Genomic DNA, 20412 nt, shown 5'->3' with positions numbered 1-20412 from the left:
GATGGAACGAGACAACCTCACAGACCAACAGAAGCAGGCGGTACAGACTATCGACGAGAACTACCCACTGACCGCGGGCGCGGGGACTGGAAAGACGACGACGTTGTCGTTTCGGTATCTCGAACTCCTCGAACAGAACGAGGAGCTCCTCCCGGAGAATATCCTCGTGACGACGTTCACGCGGCGTGCAGCGCGTGAACTCACCGCGAAAGTTCGAGAACGAGTCCTCACTCGACTCGCGGAAGCGGATTCAGCAACTGATTACGAACGATGGCGGGAGGTTCTCATCGGACTCGAAGACGCGTATATCCACACACTTCACGCGTTCTGCCAGCGCGTTCTCTCTGAACATGCGACCGACGTCGAGGGCCTGGACCCTGGGTTCGACACGCTCGACGACGTGGAGGCGACGCGTCTGCGGAGTGACGTCGTCGACGACATCCTCTCGGACCGGTCACCGGCTGTCGAACAAGCACTACCGGCTTTCTCCGAGTACACTCTTCGCGAGGCACTGCTCGACCTACTACAGAAGCGTCCCATATCTGAACAGTGGGCCTCATACTGGAGTGCGCCTGAGCGAACGACTGATGAGTACGTTGAGTACGTCGAGGGCGTTCTTCATCCGTTTCCAGTTCACGAACTCGTCTCCCGACTCAACGACGAGGGCCTTCGAAAAGACGTTTCGGAGCTTCGAGAACTCCTTGGCAACCTCTCGTCGTCACCGAGTGGAAAGCGAACGAGATATGCAGTCACGCTCCGCGACCTATTCGACGAACTGGAGGGGCTCGCAGACGACGAAGCGTACGAACGTGTGCTCGACGTCTGCGATACCCTCACCACGTCTGGCGGTGGCCTTCGAGCAAACTACACTCCGACGAACGGAGATTGGAACGGCGACGACGTGGGACAGGAGCGCGTCGGAGAACTCGTGGAGTCGATACTGCGGGCGCTCGGTGTTCCGGAACTCACCGAGGCCGACATCGATACGAGCGTCGACCGTGAGACAGCGCAGTACGTCTTCGCCCTCGCCCGGTTGTTGAACGAGGTAGCTCAAGAGTACCGTTCACGACTTCGAGAACGGAATGCAACCGACTACGCGGGGTTAGTCGAACGGACGAGCAGGCTTCTCGACGAAGAGGCTGGGGTCGAGGACGTCCGGATCTCACTGCGAGAACAGTTCGACTACGTCATGATCGACGAAGTTCAGGATACAGACCCCAGTCAGTGGGACATCGTTCAGTCACTCACGACCCTCGCAGACGAGACTCCGTATGGTGGACGGAACGTCTTCGTCGTCGGTGACGAAAAGCAGTCCATCTACCGGTTCAGAAACGCAGACGTTTCCGTGTTTGAATCGGCACGACGGAGTCTCACCGAGGCTAATCATACCGACGAGACGTCTACCGAAGGTCGGTACGAGCTTCAGGGCAACTTCCGATCGCTCGACCCTGTCCTTCGATTTACGAACGCCCTCTTCGACGAGGTGTTCCAACGCGGCCCCGACGCCGACTTCGAAGCAGAACCACAGGCTCTCGCACCCAATCGAGATCACGACGGAGACGTCGACCCAGTCGTCGAGTATCTTCTCGTTCCAGACGACGAACTCGCTGTCGACCTCTTACCGGAAGAACACCCCTTCCGAGAGGATAGTGGAGACGAACGACGGTGGAACGAGGCTCGGGCGGTTGCCTCGCGAATCACACACCTCGTGGAAGGTGAGACGAAAGTGTACGAGCCAGATCCGGACGATGGAGTAGAGCCACCGCACGACAGACTGGCGAGCTACGACGACGTGGCGGTCATCATCCGAAAACGGACCCACCTCGGCGCGTTCAAACGCGCGTTCGACGAGACGGGTATTCCCTACACTGTCGTCAACGGCGAAGGTTACTTCGACACCCCAGAAGTTCGAACACTTCTCAACCTCTTTCGGGTCCTCGCTGACCCTGAAGACGATATCGCGTTGTATGGATTACTTCGCTCTCCGATGTTCGGGTTCACAGACGACGAACTCGCACCCGGGTCTGTCGGCGGTGACATCTGGCAGTCCCTCGAAAGCGTCACGACAGGTGAGTTCGCGAAGGCACGCGAACTCATCGAAGACCTTCGCCACTTGGTTGGTTCGACCGACGACGCTGCTGGTCCGCAGGTAGACTCGTGGACAGAAGCACTCGACGCTGCACTCGATGCGACAGGATACCTCTCGTCGATCTCTGCAGACAACCGACCCAGCCAAGCGGCAGCGAACATCGAGCGGTTCCGTGAGTTGCTCAGAGAAGGTGTCGGAAGTGCACAGAGCGTTGGGGAAATCGTCGAGCGTCTCGAAGAACGTCAAGAGCTATCGACACACGACCCCGAAGCATCGATTCCGGACGGCGCAGACGGGGTAAGCGTCCTCACGGTCCACGCGGCCAAAGGTGAAGAGTACCCGGTCGTCGTCGTTCCCGGAATCAGTGACGCCTTCAACACCTCAGCACCCGTCGCAGGTGGCACCGAATTCGAACGAATTGACGACAGACCCGCACTCGGCTTGTCGGTTCCCGACCCGGAGGATCCCTTCGAGAGCATCGACACGGTAGCGAAACAGGGGATTCGACGATTGCGGCGACAGCGACTCGTGGCAGAGGAGAAGCGAACCTTGTACGTCGCGTGTACACGCGCACGAGACCACCTTATCCTCGCCGGTACTCACGGAGGTTCAGATGGGCAGTTGGACGAGGCAGACCCCGAGGACCCGAAGAGTTGGCGAGACTTCGTTCAGCAACCGCTCCTTGGTCACGACGACCTCCTCGCAACTCTTGGGGACGAAGGGACGTTCGAAGGCCGACTGGCACGTGACCCCCTCGACAGCGAACAGGATCCCCCGACGTTCCGTGTCTCACTCCCTCGCCCACCGCAGAACGTTGCTGAAAGAACAGACGCAGTAGCGGATGCACCCACCGCACTCGACATCGACACTCCATCAGAGGAACCACTCACGTACCGTCTCTCGCCGTTTCAGGTAGCAGATATACTCAAAGAGAAACCTAACGGGGAGTTGGCCTACGACGAACGAGACCGGACGGTTTACTACCGGCGGCCGGACGACGAGGCGGGGTCCGAAGAGTCCGAAGAGTGGCGGGAAAGAGATGAGTTCGACGACGAACCGACTCGTGATACCCTCTCAGGGATGCCGTTTGGGGAGGCAGTCCACCGGATCGCAGAACTTCGCCTTCCAGAAGATCGGTGGGACGAGATAATCGACGACGCACTCCGTACACAGGAGTACGACCACGAGATCACAGCAGAAGACAGGAAACGTGTGGCACATCATGCGCGACGTTGTATCGCCCACGTCGACGACGTCTCAGGAGATGATGGGTCGATCTACCGAGAGTTCCCAGCATCGGTGGACCTTGCTCACGGAACCATCTCGGGTCTCATCGACTGTCTCGTCGTCGACGGGACCTTGACCATCGTCGACTACAAGACGGGACGTGTGACCGAACAATCGGTTGAGAACAGGGCAACCCAGTACGGTCCACAACTCGATGCGTACGCTCTCATGGCGCACGAGTTCGACCCCGACCGCCCTGTAGAAACGCAGTTGTATTTCAGCGAGCTCGATGCTGTCCACGAGCAGTCGTTCACTGCTGGTGAAGGACCGAATTCACTCTCGGAACTACAAACGTCGCTCGACAATCGGATCAGGTCTGTCATAGAAGCGCGACTGGGCATCTTGTGGGACTGAATTCTGGGGAATGACTGCCGTTACCGAATCTGGTTACGCTTTCTGGTCTCACCATTTGAAACAGATTATTGTGTCCGAATAGCGCAAAAATATGATTAAGAGCATATGAGTGTGCAATACTTAATATCATAGCACGCTGGACTGTGACTATGATTGATTCCTCGACGACGGCGGAAGACTTCATCGCCGATGCCGAGTACCACAATCCGTGGTGGAGCGGCACTGGTGGACTCGAGGAGCTCCGATCCGTCTCAGAGTGGAAAGAACGATCAGATCTCCATCGGTTACTCGACAGTCTCGAGACCGCACACGACGATGGTGTCGGCAGTCTGGTCCACGCAATGTATGGACAGACAGGTATCGGAAAATCCACGATGCTCCGACAACTCGTCGCCGCGCTCATCGACGACGGTGCCGTGTCTTACGCTCCTGGAGACCGCGAGCGCTCACTGGTTGGGTCTGTCGCACCTCGGCAAATCCTCTATATCCCACTGGAGGAGTCGCTTTACCACCTCGAACCACCAGAGGTCGCGTTCAACCGACTCCAGAGTGTTGTCGATTACTTCGACTCCCACGTTGCCCCACGACGTGGAACAAAGTTCGTCATCTTAGACGATATCGGGGCGCTCTCATTTGGTGAAGACGACGGCCCAGATCGACTGCAGGAACTCGTCGACGACAGAACTTACCTCTTCTTCACCGGTATCGTCAGCCCCCAGGTAGACGTCGACACGGACTCGTGGAAAGACTCGGTTGACCAGGTGTCTGGATCGTTCCCCATGTTGCCCACGAAGTTTATCGACGCCGTCAAACAGGGTCATGTCGTCGACTTCGACGACGAGCACGCACGGAAGTTGGCGGAGACACTCGAGCATCATCAGGTAGATGGGCTCATTCATCGTGCGCGCAAAGAGGAACTGAGCAGTAGGAACATTGCAGGGATGGTGGATGCACTCTCTACGCTCTTTTTCGACGAACTCGACACCGTCGACCACGATACCCTTCACGAGGCTGCGAGGGCGTATCTTCGACGAGGTGGGTCGTTCCACTCAGTGGAGGGAGATACTGTTCGGAATGACCTCGTCAAGTCGCATTTTCTCTTGTATCTCTACAAGGAACTTGCACGGTACCACAGTGTCCAACGTCCCGAGAACCTGCACCGATTGGGTTCGCTCGCTGCGAGTAAAGCCGGAGAAGAACTCAAATATACGACGCTGAGCGAGCAACTCGGCGTCGATAGACGGACTGTTGATTCGTACCTCTCAACCCTCGAAGGTGGGTTGGCTGTCGGCCAGTCACACGACTTCGCACTGCAGCGATATCGACGGACTCGACTGTATCTCCGCGACCCCCGACACGTCGTGCTCCTCTCTCAGCGCAGAGAGCACCATGGGTTCGAAACGTACACAGATGCTGGCGTACTGAACGCCGAGTTCGAACATGCTCTCGCCCGGACGGTTGGATTCGACCACGCGAAGCGACTCGCATGGTCACTCCCCGGAGAGAGTGACCAACGGTTATCGGTCGAGTACGCTGAGACAGAGAGTGGAACAGTAGACTACGTCCTCCACGGTGATGGCCTCGTGCTCCCGTTCGTTCTCTCGTATCAACCGTTCGCTGACGGTACCCTATCGACCGCCCTCGAGTTCGATCCGTCGACAGGTGCTCACTTCGACGAGTCTGGAGAGGAGCTTCGAAAGTTAAACTACGAAGCACCGTATCGGTTTGTCGTAACCGACGCGCTCCCCCGGGAGGTGGAGCAGTCGTCCTCGTTAGTCGTCGACCACAGCGGTACGAAGGTTTGTTACCTCCCGTACTGGCTGTTCCTGTTACTCGCCTAAGAACGACGACTTCTAGCGACCTTTTTGCTGTTATTTTCGCGCGTATGACGGTTCGAGTCGTTCAGCTACGGGATCTCTCACTTTAGACTAATGCAAGAGCCAAAATCAAATATAGGAACATCAGATTGTAGTTGAAGACAGATTTATATTCTTGGATAAACAATTGACAAGTGCAATATGGGGATTAGGGACAATCGGAAGTCGGAAACTTTGGATGTCACAGCTGGAGGGGAATACACGTGGGACGAGGCGGTGGCGGGCGAACAGATCTCGGAGGGAACGAGGGTCACTCTTACTGGCGAGTTCGTGACACAGCACACAACACGGAAAGCTAGCGTAGTTGCATGCCGGATCTCGATCCGAATTGACGAGGACACGCTCGTAGACGTGGTGCTCACTCCCTGTGACTTCGAAGAGCGGTTTGACCTCGTGACAGGAGCCCAGTACACGGTTACGGGGAAAGTAGCAACCTCACCAACGGCCTTGCCGCGCCACGACTCCTCGTGTCCGGACTGTGGCGGCGTCCTCCGACAGCGGGGTGTAGTCGACGACACAGAAGGCCTTGCGACCGCAGTCACCTCACTGAACGTCGGCGACCACTTCGTCGTGTGTGACGAGATTCACCGAGCAGCTCAGGATTCGAACGAGAAGACCGACGATTGGATACCGAGGGAACGACAGAGCAGAACGATTCCGAGCGGTCGGTATGTGTGCGTCGACTGTGGGTCCGACGTTTCAGACTACGGCCTCACACGAAAACACGGTGGCGAACCCATGCTGGAGATGAATGCGTGTGCTGCACCAGCCAACGAGTCACTCGGACTCGCGGTCGGTGGTTCTCGCGACGCCACGAACTTCCGTGAGAACATCCACGAGGGCTACGTTCCCCAACCTGACGCCCTCGCGTACGAAGGGTTGTTCTACGACTACCGGTTCCCGACAACTGAATCTGAGCACACGGGAGATGCCCTGTTCACACCGACCTTCGAACGTGCATCTGCACGGAACCCAGTGACTGGGGAACGAGAGATGTACCTCTCGGTCGGACTCGACTCGTCGCTCAGTTCCGCTGAGTTCGAACGGCCGCCACTCGACGTCGTCGCTGTCCTCGACACCTCAGGTTCGATGTCGTCACCGTTCGACGAGTACTACTACGACTCTACAGGGACTCGCCGAGAAGTCGAAGCCGACGAGAAGAGTAACGACACCAAGATGGAGGCCGCAGCGGCGTCGCTGTGTGCACTCACGAAGCAACTCGCTCCCGACGACCAGCTAGGCGTCGTGCTATTCGACAGTCGTGCCCACGTCGCGAAGCCACTTCGAGACGTCCAGTCGACCGACATGGACGCCATCCGAAGTCACATTCGCGATGTTCGTGCGGGTGGTGGAACGAACATGGGCGAGGGTTTCGAGGCGGCCCGCAAGATGCTCGCTGAGATGGAACCTGATCGTGAACAGCGTATCGTCTTCATGACCGATGCGATGCCCAACACGGGTACGACGCAATCGAACCAACTTGTCGACCTGGTTGCTGACGCAGCGACCGAGGGAATACACACCACGTTCGTTGGCATGGGGCTCGACGAAAACGCCGAGTTGGCGAACGGCCTCTCTGCAGTCCGTGGGGCGAACCATTACTTCGTTCACTCCGCTGCCGAGTTCGAACGTCGACTGGGTGATGAGTTCGACTACATGGTCTCACCGCTCGTCTTCGACCTCTCGTTGTCGGTCGATACCGAGGGATACGAAGTCGACGGCGTCTACGGTGTTCCGAACGCGGATATCGAGGACGGCAGGGTGCTGGACGTCACTACCCTCTTCCCTTCACCGACGACCGATGGTGAATCTCGTGGAGGCGTCATCCTCGTGCGATTGCACCAAACCAATAGCGAAGATTCGAACGTCGAACTCGACCTCTCGTGGGACGAAGGAGACGGTGTCACACGGGGGACCCGTGTCGCCGTCGACATCCCGAACGGGAAACACTTCGACGGCTCTGGAATCCGGAAGGCAGTAGTCCTGAGTCGATACGGACGGGTCCTCCGTGAATGGGCGTCGTGGGCACGGTCTGAGTCAGCTGCTGACCAAACAGGGGCGGTCGACGACTGGGTCGGTACGCGAAGGTCTCGGAACGAACACGAACGTGGCTCGGTACCAATACGAATCTCCAAGTCCTACGCTGCGGTGTTCCGCGACCTTCGCGCACACATCGTCTCCGAGTCCGCAGAAATCGACGACGAGACACTCTCTCGCGAAGTCGAAGTGCTCGACAGCCTATTGGTACACGCCGAAGAGGAGAGGCGGCCGCGATGAGTGCTGACCTCGTAGATGATACCGATGTCGCTACTGAACACGCCGTCTCCCGTGTCTCGTACCACCACGTCAACGTCGAGGCTGGTAACGAATCGGTTCTCCTCCGGTTTGAGTACGACAACCGAGAGCAGGCATCGTGTATCCTCGTCGACGCGGGAGAAGGGGTAGAACTCGACCCATACCTCCGTCCGGATGATTCACTCGATGCAGTCTGTCTCACACACGCCCACGCCGACCATTACCAGTCACTCGAGAACGTGGTTCGTGGCGACGCCCCAATACTTTCGTCTCCGTCGACAGCCGAGATACTCGAGACGGTACTCACCTCCGCTGCAGACCGTGGGTTCGTAACCGATACAGGTCGTGTCTGTGAGGCCGTGAAACCGGTCGATACGTGGACAGACGTCGCACCAGGCGTCCGCGTCCATCCAGTTCCTTCGGGCCACGCACCAGGTGCTGTTGGTTTCGTGATTCGGTTCCGTGACGACGACGGGACCCACGACATCCTCTTCACCGGTGACTTCACCTGTGAGTCTGCAGGAGGGTACCCGGGCTTCGACCCTGACGTCGCTCCAGACGTGGAAGCACTATTCCTCACCGTCGCGACGGCAGAGTCGTCTAGCGACGAGTTGACCGCTGGAATCGCAACGGCGTTGGAACGGGCACACGGTGGTGCAAGCGTACTCGTCACCGCCGGGGGACTCGATGCTGTACACCTTGCGACACTCCTCGCCAGTGCGTCCACCGAATTAGACCTCGACCTTCCAATACGTATCGCTGGACAGGCGGCAAAGCTCTACGAGGACCTCGAATACGAGTTCGAAAGTGTCCGCACCATTCCGGAGTTCGAACACACGACCGAGTGCCTCGATGGTGGTGCCATCACCATCGCTGGGCCAGATGTCCCCACTGAGGGAAGTTCCGGACGACTCTACGACGCGCTCTCGGACGACCCGAACGCGTGTCTCGTCCAGTTTGTCTCGTCTGGGAAGTCCCCAATATCCGGTGGTGGACCGTGTGCAACGTTCGACTTTGCCGCCACTGCACACCCTTCGAGAGACGTTCTCGACAGTGTCGTCGACGAAACCGATCCCGTCGAGGTCGTAACTACCCACGAACACGGTGGTGCAGGTGGTCGATACAACGACTGGAAAGCATGCGTCTGGTCCGATGGTTCTGACGAGGAACTGACTCTCTTCGATGACGGCCGATGGCTGACTCCACCATGGATGCACTCTCAGTTTGCTCGAGTTCCTGACCGTCCGATGGACCTCGGGTTTCTGGCCGGACAGGAAATTGGAGATCTCCCGCTCGTGTCACTCGACCGGTCCGAGACGATCGATCTCGAAGAGGAAGGTATCGATATCGAGCAGCTTCGCGAACGGTTGCACCTTGGTCACAGAGACGACCACAAGCCAACCCAGAATACGACATCCAAGCAAATGACTGATGAATCAGAGACACCCGATCAGACGAATCGATCCGAACAAAAACTGTTCAAGACCGTCGGTGCAGACGTCGAACAACGGGATACGGTTTCGACAGAATCCATCACACCGAAGGGTCTCGTCTCGGCGCGAGCGTGGAATGGACTTAGTGCCCAAGAGGCCGCACAGATTCCCGACACGGAGACTCATCAAGAGGATTCCCAGCCGGAAGGTCACGACCAGAAGAGCAAAACCACAGAGGGCGATACGGCGTCGACCAATGAGGCCGAGGCCCCAGACATTGAGGAACCTGCTACGACTCGCGATGACGACACAATTCCCACGGAGGACACACAAGTGACAACCGACACAGTCGACGAGAAGAGTTCTGACGAACGGATACATGGTGCTGAATCTGCACAATTCAGTCTCGAGGTTGACCCACTCCTCCTCGCGCTGGTGGAACGAGAGGTTGGTGCGGGTTCCATCGATGCCTTCGTCACCGAATCTATTCAGGCGTACCTCGAAGCACTGCTCCGGACGGGGGAACCACCAGAAGAGACTGTTGGGAGTCTCGAATTCGACGTGACGGCAGGTACTCGGTTAACGCAGGCACTCGAAAGCGTCGTCGAAGACGATGGGCACGACTCACTGTCGTCATTCGTTCGGACGGCACTCACAGACCTTCTCGGTGCGACTACTGGGTCCGAGGTCTCGCTTTCTGACCACCAGGTCGACGAGCGGCTGATCGAAGCGGCGGTCGCCAACGACAGGTACGGCTTCGATACTCGCGGAGACTTCGCCGACGCGGCGATTCTCTGGGCACTCAGTGACGAAGAGAACTAGCCACCGATAGTCCAACTCACCATCAAACATGACCTCAAAGATACACCTCAATGAACAGGACGGAATCGTTCGGCTTGACGACCTCACGATCGAAGATCACGAGCTAGTCGCGTATCTCGCAGAACACGACGCTACAAACCGCGAAGAGGCCTTCCATCAGGCATTGCGAATCGGTACTGCGACCCTCTCGCTCGCAGAAACGTCGAAGGAGGTCGAACACGTAAAACACGAGTTCGAGCAGATGCGTTCGGACTTCGAAGCCGAGATCGACGACGTCAGAGAGGAACTCGACCGCCGGTTTGGTGACGACGGAGAAGTCTCTTCGATTCTCGACCGGCATCTCGGTCCCGAGGGCAGGCTCAACCGGGAACTCGACGATGTCTTTGGTGAAGAAGGACTCTTTGCGAGGCGACTCGACGAAGAACTCGGAGAAGACGGCGAACGAATTCAGGACGCACTCGACCCAGATCGGGAGGGAACTCCGACGAATCGCCTTCGGGAAGCCCTCCGTGGAGAGATACGCGAACTTTCGAAGCAACTCCAAGTCGAAGAAGGGAGAGAAGAGGTTCGACAACGAACGACCGAGAAGGGTCACGTCTTCGAAGACACTGTCGCTCAGTTCCTGACTGACCTCGTGTACGGATCAAGCCACTCGTTCGACCGAACTGGTGAGGTCGTCGGAGAACTCGCTGAGAGCAAGGTCGGTGACTTCGTTGTGACTCTCGGTCCGACCAATCAGCGGATCGTCGTCGAGGCCAAGAGTGAACAGAACTACACGCAACCACGCATCAAAAAAGAGATGCGAGAAGCCATCGAGAACCGTGATGCAGACTACGGTATCTTCGTCAGCGAGTGCGAAAGCTACGTTCCAAACAAGGTGGGCTACTTCCGGGAGTTCGATGGCGAATTCCTCTCTGTCGCTCTGAGTGCCGACGAAGACGACGATGTCGACTCCCGGCTCTTCAATATTGGGTTCAATTGGGCAGAGATGCGGGCCGTCCAGTCTCACCTCGACGCTGGCGACGACGTCGACCCCGAGTTCGTGAGGACACAGGTCGAAGAGATCGAAGACTCGGTCAGTAAATTCACGAATGTGAAACGGAAGTGTAGCAGCATCAGGAAGAGTGCAAACGGTATCGAAGAAAGTCTCGACGACATTCAGGGAGAGGTGACGACGCGATTGAACAACATCGTCGGGGAGATGAGCAAATCCGAGCCGGGCTCACAAGCCTGAATCAGAGCCTCCTGCATCCTATCCGAATATGTCTTCGTAATCGTCAGGATCGTTCACGAGACTGCTTCCTCCGTCGTTCTCCTCGTACTCCCACGAACTCAGGTCGTCGACGACACCTGCGAAGATTGGGTTGCCATCTTCGTACGCGATTGCGTGGTGTGCTTCGTTGACTGTCACAGCACCGCCTCCTTTGAGTTCGTGGACAAAGTCGGCAACCTTCTGGACCGAGTCTGTCGTGATGAACTTCCGTCCATTACTAGCCTTTTCAAACGGAGATCCTTCGTGGTCGACACTGAACTGGTATCCGTTGCGTGGACCAGAATATGGATCACCGAGTTCGAGTCCTTCTATGGGTGGCACTGGTGGAGGAGTTGGAGGTCCAACAGGCGGTTCGGTTTTGCGGAACTCACCATCAAGTAGACTGTCACCGGGAACCCACTCCAGATGATTTACCTCCGCACTCGCGAGATCCTCTTCCCAGTCGTGCTCGTAGAAGATGTTCTCGTCGACTGTATCACGCGCATAGAGAACGTGAAGCTCGGAACGCCCCGCAGATTCTCCGGTACGGAGTACACGACCGAGCGTTTGGATACGCTGTCGAACGCTTCCCGAAGAAACACGGACGATTCCGACGTCTGCACTCGGAACGTCCACTCCCTCGACAAGTGCTTTCACACTGAGCATGACGTTCGCGAACCCGTCGTCACCGAACCAGTCGATAGCGAGGTCGTTCCAGAGCGGGTTTCGATGCCCTGAATGGTACATCACCGGGCGGTATTCGCTGGACAGGAAGAGCTCCTCCAGTCCTTTGTCGACCTGTTTCAATTGTGGATACTGTTCGTACAGTTCGGCGCGACCTGTTTCCGGCCCCGAGATTCGACCAGTCCTGACGTTTCGTCCACGTCCCTCACTCGGGGCGACCATCCGCTCTAACTGCTGAATTCTCTCCTGGAAGACGATCGCTTTCTTATCGTTTTCGATGGTATCCTGAAGAAGGTGGAGCGTAATCGCCTGTCTCGCCACTGCGTCGGCGATGAGGTCTCGACGTTCTTGGGTGTATCTGAAGTAATCGGCGATTGCAGGGGTTGCACCTTCGGTGGAGTTTTGTATCGTCCGAAGCTTCTGGGCGAAGTTGCCATCGAGCTCGTAGAGTCGATTCTGGTACCGAAGTTCGATATCGTTGACTGCGTCCGAGACCTTTCGTGATAACCGGTCGTATGCACCACGCTCTGCGGGTGTGAGGTCGAACCCGATATAGTTCACACGGAACTCGGGGATGAGGTTGCGCGAGATTGCTTCGTCGTACGTCAAGTCATAGTAAACGTCGCCCAGTTCGGAGACGAGTAACGAGTCGGACGGCGTCCACTCGTCTGGGTCTCGGGACGAGAGCGGTGTCGCAGACAGTCCCAGTTGAGCAGTTCGATGGTAGTCGAAGACAGACGAGAACACGTCACCGGTGTATCTGTGACACTCGTCAGCGACGAGGAGGTGTGGTGGGTTGTCGACCCGAGAGAGTGAGCGTTCGAGATAGTCCTCTTTGACCACCGAGTTCACGATACCGACGAGGACTCGCCGGCCATCGGCGAAGTCGTCTTTGTGCCCTCCGCCTAGCCATCCGACGTCACGTGGTGGGACGTTGAGTTTCTCGATGAGCTCGTCGAGCCACTGTCGCATCAGGACGTTTGTCGGAATCAGTACGGTGACGACACCGTCCGGGTTCTCTTCTAGCCACCGCCTGATGACTTCCAACGCCATGACGGTCTTTCCTGCGCCAGTGACGACACTCGCAATACCAGAGTGTGATGGAGTGCCCCCGTCACTGAACCACTCGTCTGCGGCCTCTTCTTGCCACTCGTAGAGTGTGAATTTGTCTGGGAAGCGGTAGTGGGTGCGTCCTTCTGGAGACTTTTGCTCGAGCATGTCCCGTGAGAGTCCCGACCCGGTCCCGTCGAGGACCGCGCGTACCTCTTCCTCGTCGGTCGCATTCACTAATCGTTCTAAAACTGAAGCAGTGAGCCCGGAGAGGTCGTTTCCATCGACCGTCTCGAAACGAGATGTCACTTTTTGTCGGAGTTCGCGTCGACGGCGCTCATGGGCGACGTACTTCTCGTCGCGTCGCATTCGAGGTCGGGCCGGGTCGTTCGTTAAGACACCGTCATCGAGGAAGTCCTCACGGAAGGTGTCGAACATCTGTCGGTGCTTCCCCAGTCCTCCGGACTCCCGGTACACGTAGTACTTCGCCAACTCGCGCTTTATTCTGTCATCGGGTGGGTCGACGTCGGGGCCCTCGCGTGCGAGCCATCGTTCGAACTGCCAGAAGATGTCCGCATCTCTGAAACGGTCGGCAAACCGCTCTGCGAGATCACCTGCAACGTAGCCATCGTCTGTCTTTCGTGCAGCACCAAGTTCACACAGAAGGACTGGATACCCACGGATGCCCTGTTCGTTGAACTCGTAATCGTGGTCGTCTTCTAACCGTGAGCGGAGTGCTCCCCGTGAGAGGGGCTTATCTGCGTTGAGTAGAATGCGATTGAGTGTTTGGAGCCCTTCGATGCCCTCTGGAAAGTTCCCCTCGATGGCCCAACTTTGTTTGATCCCATACCACAGGAAGGTCTCGTAATCGATGTCGCCATCTAACCACCGATTGGCGAACGACCAAACCGAGATGCCTCCGTCGACCTGTCTGAGTACACCTAACTGAACGTACGTACTCACGATCCGGTTGAGATACTGTTCAGAATATTGCCCTCCCTCAGGTTTCAATAACCGCTCTTGTGCGCGTGCGACGAACGAGCTCTTGTCTACCGGCTCAGCGGCAGCTATCGAGACGAACACCCGACAACGCCGGTTCGTGTCGTCGTCCACACCAAACAGTGGGGTCGGAAAGCGGCGACTCATGGGCTACCAGTCTTCAGGATCGTCGGAGTATACGGTGTGGTCCTTCGAGTCTGTTTTTGATGTAGTGCCAAGAGATGCTGCCCACGATTCGAGTTCCTCACGCTCGTCGACAGAAAGCGAGTCTGTCAGCGATGGTGGCTCACTAACCTCGAGTGGTGTCTCTTCGATCTCCCCGATGTAGACGGGAAGCATCTCGACGCCACGCTCTTTTCGGAGTTTGATCACGTTTCTGACGACTCGTGGAAGGTCACCGAACTGACTTCGAACTTGCTCGGGTGCAGGGTGAGCATTGACTAGTGTGATAACTTCGTTCGAAGGCGTCACGCGGAACGACCCGCCGTTTGGTTTGTACGACCGGAGTGCAGCGAGAATATCTCCAGGTATCTCTGTCTCGACTGGATGGCGTTTTCCGGTTTCTGGGTTCTGCCACCAGACTCGTTTACCACCGGCACCGAGAGAGAATTTCGAGCCATCGTACACACTTGGCCAAAGGTCGCCCATCGAGAGACTGGATGGAGACACATCGAACGCAAACGTCTCTGCGTCTTTTGGCACCAGTTCTCCCTGAAGGTCGAGCGTACCCACCCACGTGGTTTTGTACGAATCCCCGTCTTCTTCCTGGGTAAGGACGTCCCCTGATTCTGTGACCCTAACACGACCCCCGAGACGCTTGATTTTCAAGAGGTCTTCCACGAGAGATTCAGGCGTGGGGTCAAGATACAGACGGTCGGTACCCTGATAGACCTGCCACCAGACGTCTCCATCTGGGTTCGTGTGGAGACGGAACCCTCGGTAGTATTCTGGCCATTCGTCACCGGGAGAGAGAGTGTGGCTCGTCATTGATAGTAATGCGTTACTATGCCTTCGGTCAGTCGGACATATATATCCACATGGAAATGAGTCTGAAATAGAAATTCCGTATTTGCGAAGGTTTTATTCTATTGACTGAGAGACAATCGCACAGACACTATGGGGAAGGGGAAGCAGGGCACGACACCGGGCGTAGAGATGCGCATCGGCCGTCGGCCAGAGATACTCGAGCGACTCGGAGAAACCGACGTTAGCGAGATTGGAGGTCTGACAACCCATTTAACTAACGTCGAAGCACAGCGCTTTGCAGCCGCACAGGGACAGCAAGAATTGCTGTCTCTCAAGGAGATCGAGGACAAGATCAAGCTCCTCGATCACCAGTTGGATGCAGCGCATCGGGCACTTTTTCAGATGGGTGGGGGCGCACTCTTTGCAGACGAAGTAGGGTTAGGGAAGACAATCGAGGTTGGCATGGCGTTGAAAGAGATGGACTTCAGAGAGACGCACAAGACGTTTCTTATTCTGACACCTGCCCAACTTGCTCCTCAGTGGCAAGAGGAGCTCAGGACCAAATTCGAACTCGACTTCGTGTGCAACTACGACGAGGAATTTGGGGGATTCGACGACCACGACAAGGTCGTCGCGAGCATTGACACAGCAAAGACGAAGAGCCACATCGACGATGTTCTCGAACGGCGCTGGGACGTTCTCGTCCTCGACGAAGCACATTACATAAAGAACGAAGACACCAAGCGGTACGAGCTCATCGAAGAACTGGACTACGGACACGCGTATTTTGCGACAGCAACACCAATCCAGAACGACATCACGGACCTATACAACATCGTCCGTCTCATTCGACCGGGTCTCCTCGGGAGTAGAGAAGAGTTCCGCCGAAAATTCGTTCCCAAGAGCGATGATGCTCAGATCAAGAACGGTTCGGAGCTCCAACGTCGCCTGAACCGGGTCATGATCCGCAACCGCCGTGAGGAGACGGACATCGACTTCACGAACCGTCGAGTGCAGACGAATACGTTCGAGCCTTCACGCGACGAACGCGACGTGTACGACGCAGTAACGGACTACGTCCGTCAAAATTACACGAGCGAAGGGGCGAAGCACCTCGTCATGCTCATGCTACAGAAAGAAGCCGTGAGCAGTCCCTATGCCGTTCTTGGGACGATCGAAAAGTGGCTGGACGACCCCGAGCGGTCCGCTCCAGCAGAGCGCGAGCAACTCTACGAGATCGAGACGCTGATAGATGGACTCGGTCAGACGACGAAACAGCAGAAGCTTGCAAATGTCGTCGAGGGCCTCGAAGAGAATTTGAACACTACCCGTGCAGTCGTGTTCACGCAGTTTAGACCAACGCAGGATGCGATTGCGGACTACATCTCTGGGCGTGGTCACCCAGTCCACGTGGTCAATGGAGACGTCTCCAGCAAGGGCAAACAACGAACAATCGATAAATTCCAAGAAGAAGGCGGTGTGATGGTCGCCACTGACTCGATCAGTGAGGGGCAGAATATGCAATTCTGTAACGTCCTCGTGAACTACGATCTGCCGTGGAACCCGATGAAAGTCGAACAGCGAATTGGACGTGTCGACCGCATCGGCCAAAACAAGGACGTCTACGTGTTCAACCTCGCTCTCGAAGGAACTGTCGAAGAACACGTCCTCGACAAACTCTACGGGAAGATCGACCTATTCAATCAGTCTATTGGCGGATTGCGGGACGTACTCTCTCGGATGGAGAAATCGGGAGCTGACTTCGAGCGAGAGGTCTTCGATCGATTGCGGACTGCAGATGACGAAGTCGAACTCGAAAACAACTTCGAAGAGATGGCAGTCGACCTCGAGAAGAACAAAGAGGCTGCCGAGAAGATGGCAGACTTCAACAAGGACGTGTTCGGAACCTTCGAGTTCACTGGAGGGACAGCGTGAGTACCGACACCCAAGACTCGAAAGACACCCGTGTCCTCAACGTACTCAACGTCAAGCGGTTCACCGAGGCGGTGATCACGTCTCGAGGGGGGACCGTCAACAGGGAGGATCCGTCGCGCTGGGATGTCGAACTCCCTCCAGAGTTGGCTGACGGCCAATTCGATACACGGACCACACTCGTCTTCGACCCCGCCGAGCGGCAGATCGGCGAAGGAGACGTTCTCGCGGCACCGGGAACCCCATTTTTCAACACCCTCGTCCAGGCCGCAGACAGAGGAGAAACGATCGGCAGTGTGCGATTCGGTGCAGAAGCTGTACAGCTGCAAATCCCACCGGTTCTGGAAGTGTGCGACTTCGACGTTACGACGAAGTCGTTCGTCCGCGAGCAGACGAAGACAGCACTCGTATTCCACGTCGCTTCGGAGTTCGAGAGTAAGAGTTCCTTCCAGCAACTGACACTCGAAACCGTCGTTGTCGACCCTCAAACCGGAAAGCGTCTCCCAGCAATCGAGGATCGCTACTTGTCACACTGGAACTTGTTCCTCGGACAACCACCTGCACGGGCAGATGTCGATGTCGACACCGAGACGCTGTTTTCTGCCTACGACGTGGCTCTCGACACTGTCGAAGAACGAATCTACGACACGACCCAAGAACTTGTCGAGGAAGCAGATGACGACGTCTCTGAGCGCGCCAAAGAGATACGTCGACTCTACAAACAACGTCGGCAGGAGCTCGACAAACGAATCGAGGACAAAGAAAAGGAAATCCGAGAGTGGAAAGATAAGCACCAACGTGCTCGGAAAGATAGTACGAGAAACCGGTACTACCAGAACTACACTTCGGCGAAAGAGGAGCTCGAAGAAATCAAACAAAGCGTCGGAGACCGCAAAGCCGAGCTCAGGCAAGAAGAACGCGACCGAATCGAGAACGTCCGTGACGAACACGACGTGCAGGTCGACGTCTCACTTGCAGGGTTCACGTATCTCGAGTACGACGTTGGCACGCTTCGAATCGGACTAGACGACGGAGACCGGAGCGGGGTGCTGGATATTGGCTACACCCCCGCAAAAGGTGAGTTCGACCCCGTCGAGTGTACGGAGTGTGGGGTCACGTTTTCGAAAAGTGAGCGTCCACAGCTGTGTGATGACGCCCACGTCGTCTGTGCTGACTGTCTCGAATCCTGTGTGACCTGCGGAACAACGCTCTGTGGCCAGTGCTCGAATGGTTACGGATACGACTCGTGTGGTAGCTGTGGTGCCTTAGAGTGTGCACATTGTTCCAGCACGTGTACCTCCTGTGGGAGCGATTCGTGTTCGTATCACAGATCCGAATGCACGATGTGCGGCGAGACTACCTGTGTACTCTGTGGTGTGGGGTGTTCGACCTGTGGAGAGTTCCACTGTGACTCGCACCTCGTCGAGTGTACTACCGACGGGGAAGCACGGTGTCTCGCACACGCAACCATGTGTACAATCTGCGGAGATTACCATGGCGAAGAACACGTAGAACCGTGTGGAGAGTGCGGTAACCTAATCTGTCCGGAAGACAGTTCAGATTGTCATACTTGCGGTGAGGTACATTGTTACGACCATCTTGTCCAGTGTGCAACTGACGGCGAGTGGCGCTGTGCCACACACGTTGACGTGTGCGAAGTCGACGGCGATGACCACGGGATAGAGAATCTCGAAGTCTGTACCAAATGTGGTGACACGCTTTGTCCAGAAGATCGGGAGACTTGCCTTACGTGTGATTCTATCCGGTGTCACGACCACTGCTCTCCGTGTCCCGCATGTGATGGCCACCACTGTACAGAGCACCTCGAAGACTGCACAGTCTGTGAGGTTGGACACTGTGAAGACCATCTTGAGAGATGTTCTGCATGTGGTGGTCTCCTCTGTCCCGAAGATCAAATCACCTGTCAAGACTGCGGTGACGTCCTCTGTCCGACTCATGCAACCGAGTGCGTACACTCGGAGTCGAATTACTGCGATACCCACGTTGGGACGTGTGGGCAGTGCGAAGAACCGGTAGGTTCCGAACATCTCATAGCGTGCGCTGAGTGCAGTGAACCAGCGTGTCCGATTCACGCCGATACGTGCATCGTCTGTGACGACGACTTCTGTGAATCACACATTGAAGTCTGCCAAACATGTGAGCATGGGGTTTGTGAAGCACATTCGGAGACCTGTGTAGTATGTGGTGACGTCACGTGTGACGATGATATCGAAACGTGCCACACGTGCGACCACGAAGTCTGTGAAACCCACTCGGAGAAGTGTGGTGCCTGTGGCGAAATCACGTGCATCGACGACCTCGAAACGTGCACGTACACCGGTAAACTACTCTGCCCAGATGACCGCTCCGAGTGCAGCCACTGCGGAGAGATAACTGGGAATGCATTCCTTACAGAGTGCAACGCCTGTGCTGATCTCGCGTGTCCCTCCCACACCGAGTCCTGTGTGGTTTGCGACGACGATTTCTGTGAACCACACACCGAAGTCTGCCAAACGTGCGGGCATGGGGTTTGTGAAGCACATTGGGAGACCTGCGACGCGTGCGGTGATGTCACCTGCACCTCTGATTTAGAAGCGTGTACCGACTGTGGGGACCTACTCTGTCCCGACGACAGGTCTTCATGTGGTCACTGCGGGGAACACTTCTGTACAGATGCTGTCACCCAATGTGGAGTTTGTGACGAGCCACACTGCACTGAACACATAGATCACTGTTCAGTCGGCGAAGAGGCAGTCTGTGTTTCTCACGTTACGACGTGTGCAGTTTGTGAAGACACCATCTGCGTAGACCACGCCGAAACGTGTGTCGAGTGTGGAGAGAATGTATCGTACTGTCCGTCTCACCTCATCGAATGCGGAACGTGTGGTGACAAACTGTGTAGCAGGCACCGAAACCAGTGTGACGTCGGTGGGGACGAGTTCTGTCGGCGGCACCTGTCGGGTGGGGGTCACGGAGGCGACCTCGTCGCATGTAATGATCACGTTCACACGTGTGTAGAGTGCAACAAGCCAGTTATCTCGGTGGATGCAGTCGAGGCACCAATCCAGTCGGGATACGTCGCCAAGGAGCACGTAGAGACGTGCTCTCTGTGTGAACAATCGTATGCGCCGGTTTCCCTAGAACTGGGTCGTTGTGAGACCTGTCGAACACTAGGTTCCGCGTCCGAGCAAGCGGTTCCTGAGTCCATCCAAGACGAGTTCCGGACGGTCGATGCGAGTTGGAACGGAAAGTATCTAGTTGTGTATGGAAAGTCACCATTCCGCTGGAACGAGCTCATCGTGTTGGACAATTCCGACAATGAGCTTCATAGAAAGAGATGGGGACTCATTAACCGCGTCGTGGGGGTGTTCC

At 56.4% G+C, this 20412-nt stretch carries 10 protein-coding genes; 6 read left to right on the top strand and 4 right to left on the bottom strand.

The window, feature by feature from the left end; genetic code table 11:
• Position 1: 1 nt before the first annotated feature.
• The 5 genes from ACK3R5_RS17025 to ACK3R5_RS17005 all read left to right on the top strand — a co-directional run bounded on the left by ACK3R5_RS17025 (position 2) and on the right by ACK3R5_RS17005 (position 11391).
• The gene (locus ACK3R5_RS17025) at positions 2-3730 is read left to right on the top strand and encodes a UvrD-helicase domain-containing protein (RefSeq protein WP_411968695.1); all 3729 of its coding nucleotides are present in this window, start codon (positions 2-4) and stop codon (positions 3728-3730) included.
• Between the two features lie 149 nt (positions 3731-3879).
• Positions 3880-5571 (top strand): DUF4143 domain-containing protein, encoded by a 1692-nt coding sequence (locus ACK3R5_RS17020; RefSeq protein ID WP_411968694.1) that lies wholly within the window; start codon positions 3880-3882, stop codon positions 5569-5571.
• Between the two features lie 774 nt (positions 5572-6345).
• Positions 6346-7884: a vWA domain-containing protein gene (locus ACK3R5_RS17015; RefSeq protein WP_411968693.1), complete on the top strand. Its 1539-nt coding sequence runs from the start codon at positions 6346-6348 to the stop codon at positions 7882-7884.
• Positions 7881-10157 (top strand): MBL fold metallo-hydrolase, encoded by a 2277-nt coding sequence (locus ACK3R5_RS17010; protein WP_411968692.1) that lies wholly within the window; start codon positions 7881-7883, stop codon positions 10155-10157. The genes ACK3R5_RS17015 and ACK3R5_RS17010 overlap by 4 nt, the downstream gene beginning before the upstream one ends.
• Before the next feature lie 28 nt (positions 10158-10185).
• Positions 10186-11391, top strand: coding sequence for a hypothetical protein (locus tag ACK3R5_RS17005; protein ID WP_411968691.1), 1206 nt, complete (start codon positions 10186-10188; stop codon positions 11389-11391).
• 18 nt (positions 11392-11409) lie between these two features.
• On the opposite strand, the gene ACK3R5_RS17000 is transcribed toward ACK3R5_RS17005, so the two are convergent.
• Both ACK3R5_RS17000 and ACK3R5_RS16995 read right to left on the bottom strand, forming a co-directional pair.
• Entirely contained in the window at positions 11410-14106 is a 2697-nt protein-coding gene (locus ACK3R5_RS17000; protein WP_411968690.1) for a DEAD/DEAH box helicase, read from the bottom strand.
• A 186-nt stretch (positions 14107-14292) separates the two neighbouring features.
• Positions 14293-15129, bottom strand: coding sequence for a hypothetical protein (locus ACK3R5_RS16995; protein WP_411968689.1), 837 nt, complete (start codon positions 15127-15129; stop codon positions 14293-14295).
• A gap of 129 nt (positions 15130-15258) precedes the next feature.
• On the opposite strand from ACK3R5_RS16995, the gene ACK3R5_RS16990 reads away from it, so the two are divergent.
• Positions 15259-17043 carry a DEAD/DEAH box helicase gene (locus tag ACK3R5_RS16990; RefSeq protein WP_411968688.1) on the top strand — a complete coding sequence of 595 codons (1785 nt, stop codon included), beginning with the start codon at positions 15259-15261 and terminating at the stop codon, positions 17041-17043.
• A gap of 524 nt (positions 17044-17567) precedes the next feature.
• On the opposite strand, the gene ACK3R5_RS16985 is transcribed toward ACK3R5_RS16990, so the two are convergent.
• Together ACK3R5_RS16985 and ACK3R5_RS16980 are read right to left on the bottom strand one after the other, a co-directional pair.
• Positions 17568-17990, bottom strand: a complete 423-nt coding sequence (locus tag ACK3R5_RS16985; RefSeq protein ID WP_411968960.1) for a hypothetical protein — start codon at positions 17988-17990, stop codon at positions 17568-17570.
• Positions 17991-18596: 606 nt separating this feature from the next.
• The gene (locus tag ACK3R5_RS16980) at positions 18597-18998 is read right to left on the bottom strand and encodes a hypothetical protein (protein ID WP_411968959.1); all 402 of its coding nucleotides are present in this window, start codon (positions 18996-18998) and stop codon (positions 18597-18599) included.
• Positions 18999-20412 lie beyond the last annotated feature (1414 nt).

This window comes from Haloferax sp. YSSS75 (assembly GCF_046764215.1).
Classification (GTDB): Archaea; Halobacteriota; Halobacteria; order Halobacteriales; family Haloferacaceae; genus Haloferax.
This window is presented reverse-complemented; position numbering and strand designations above follow the sequence as displayed.

Coding starts and splice junctions, on each gene's coding strand:
- ACK3R5_RS16990 (WP_411968688.1), top strand. CDS start 15,259: ATGGGGAAGGGGAAGCAGGGCACGACACCGGGCGTAGAGATGCGCATC.
- ACK3R5_RS17005 (WP_411968691.1), top strand. CDS start 10,186: ATGACCTCAAAGATACACCTCAATGAACAGGACGGAATCGTTCGGCTT.
- ACK3R5_RS17020 (WP_411968694.1), top strand. CDS start 3,880: ATGATTGATTCCTCGACGACGGCGGAAGACTTCATCGCCGATGCCGAG.
- ACK3R5_RS17015 (WP_411968693.1), top strand. CDS start 6,346: ATGCTGGAGATGAATGCGTGTGCTGCACCAGCCAACGAGTCACTCGGA.
- ACK3R5_RS16980 (WP_411968959.1), bottom strand. CDS start 18,998: ATGAGTCGGACAGAGGACGTCACCGCAGTCTTGACAGGTGATTTGATC.
- ACK3R5_RS17025 (WP_411968695.1), top strand. CDS start 2: ATGGAACGAGACAACCTCACAGACCAACAGAAGCAGGCGGTACAGACT.
- ACK3R5_RS16995 (WP_411968689.1), bottom strand. CDS start 15,129: ATGACGAGCCACACTCTCTCTCCCGGTGACGAATGGCCAGAATACTAC.
- ACK3R5_RS17010 (WP_411968692.1), top strand. CDS start 7,881: ATGAGTGCTGACCTCGTAGATGATACCGATGTCGCTACTGAACACGCC.